The following is a 492-nucleotide window of genomic DNA, read 5'->3' as shown; positions in this document are numbered from 1 at the left end:
AAACGCACGGATAACATGATTGTTCGTCGTCGTTACTCAAATAAAGGTTAATTAGTATGGCTCGTTCATTAAAAAAAGGCCCATATGTAGACCTGCATTTGCTGAAAAAAGTAGATGCTGCTCGTGCAAGCAACGACAAACGCCCAATTAAAACTTGGTCACGTCGTTCTACCATTTTGCCTGATTTCATCGGTCTGACTATCGCTGTTCACAACGGTCGCACTCACGTGCCTGTGTTCATCAGCGACAACATGGTTGGTCATAAATTAGGTGAGTTCTCATTGACCCGTACCTTTAAAGGCCACTTGGCTGATAAAAAGGCTAAAAAGAAATAAGGTGAATCATGAGAGTAAGTGCACAACATAAAAACGCCCGTATTTCAGCTCAAAAAGCTCGTTTGGTAGCTGATTTGATTCGTGGTAAAGACGTTGCCCAAGCTTTGAATATCTTGGCATTCAGCCCTAAAAAAGGTGCTGAGCTGATTAAAAAAGT

At 41.7% G+C, this 492-nt stretch carries 2 protein-coding genes; both read left to right on the top strand.

The genetic code is table 11. From position 1 onward, the window contains the following. Positions 1 to 56: 56 nt before the first annotated feature. Positions 57 to 335, top strand: coding sequence for a 30S ribosomal protein S19 (gene rpsS, locus ACTHSP_RS21705; protein ID WP_002215422.1), 279 nt, complete (start codon positions 57 to 59; stop codon positions 333 to 335). A gap of 8 nt (positions 336 to 343) precedes the next feature. Further along, on the top strand, positions 344 to 492 hold a 149-nt coding region (locus tag ACTHSP_RS21700; protein WP_440346970.1), incomplete at its 3' end, for a large ribosomal subunit protein uL22.

The sequence above is a fragment of the Neisseria sp. P0001.S005 genome (assembly GCF_051963715.1).
The sequence above is the reverse complement of the archived record's forward strand: the minus strand, read 5'-3'. Positions and strand labels throughout refer to the sequence as shown.

Excerpts from the sequence above, each read along its gene's own strand:
- rpsS (WP_002215422.1), top strand. The coding sequence starts at position 57 with ATGGCTCGTTCATTAAAAAAAGGCCCATATGTAGACCTGCATTTGCTG.